This is a genomic window from Streptomyces shenzhenensis (assembly GCF_021462265.1).
Taxonomy (GTDB): Bacteria; Actinomycetota; Actinomycetes; order Streptomycetales; family Streptomycetaceae; genus Streptomyces; species Streptomyces shenzhenensis.
The window spans coordinates 1-216 of the sequence record NZ_JAJONF010000248.1; the positions used below are offsets into that span (position 1 = coordinate 1).

Sequence of the window (216 nt, forward strand, 5' to 3'; positions counted from 1 at the left end):
CGGCGAGATCGAAGCCGTCCTCGCGGCCCACCCACAGGTGGAGCAGGCTGTGACGCTGGTCCGGGACGGTCGTCTGGTCGGTTATGCCGTAGGCGGCGCGGACAGCGGAGAGTTGCGGGCTTTCGTTGCTACGCGTCTGCCGGACTACATGGTGCCCTCGGCGGTCGTCGTCCTCGACGCATTTCCGTTGACGGTGAACGGCAAGGTGGACCGTGG

At 67.1% G+C, this 216-nt stretch carries 1 protein-coding gene; it reads left to right on the forward strand.

Annotation, left to right across the window (positions count from 1 at the left end; translation table 11 throughout):
- Positions 1-216 (forward strand): AMP-binding enzyme (locus LQ326_RS47665; RefSeq protein WP_234545448.1); only part of this gene is annotated, 216 nt, incomplete at both ends.